Raw genomic sequence first — 608 nt, forward strand, 5'->3', positions numbered from 1 at the left:
CCCCGCGCCTCCGGACGCGTCACGACCCCCGCCATGAAGCCGCACCCGGCCCCGGACCACGCGTCTCCGGCCACCGCGAGCAGCGCGCCGCCGCCGTCCGGGTCGTAGGCACCGGCCCAGCGGCGTGTTCCGGGGCGGCCGGGCTGGGCGTACGAGTCGGGGAAGCAGTGGTCGAAGACCGTCGCCGCTTCCTTCTCCCCTTCCTCGTCGAGCCACACCACGCCCTCCGGAACATCGGGCAGTGGGGCCGTCGTCTCCATCCACAGGAACCCGGGCCCGCCGGCGGCCGTCAGCCCGGGAGTCCCGCGCACCAGCGCCGCGATCAACTCCGCGTCCCCGAACGGGCGGTAGCCCGGTCCGGTCGCCGCCAGGACCTCGTCCCGTACGAGAACGAGGGCGTCCTCCGCCTTCCCGTCGACCGCGATCCGGTCCCGGCCGGAGAGGCCGGGGCTGACCACGGCGATCGCCGAGCCGTGGCGGAACACGCGGACGCCGGGCCCGAGTTGACCGTCGGGCCGCAGTCGCGCGGCCCAGAGCAGATGACCGGCGCCTTCTCGGCCGTGGAGTCCGTCAGTTTCGGCCACGTGCGCCCGCCCCCGCCCCCGTTT

1 protein-coding gene is annotated in these 608 nt (G+C 75.7%); it reads right to left on the reverse strand.

What is annotated here, in order from left to right; genetic code table 11:
- The coding region (locus ACNFOC_RS55035) for a GNAT family N-acetyltransferase (RefSeq protein WP_416966402.1) at positions 1 to 584 on the reverse strand (584 nt) is incomplete at its 3' end.
- Positions 585 to 608 lie beyond the last annotated feature (24 nt).

It is taken from the genome of Streptomyces colwelliae, from assembly GCF_048158785.1.
Classification (GTDB): domain Bacteria; phylum Actinomycetota; class Actinomycetes; order Streptomycetales; family Streptomycetaceae; genus Streptomyces.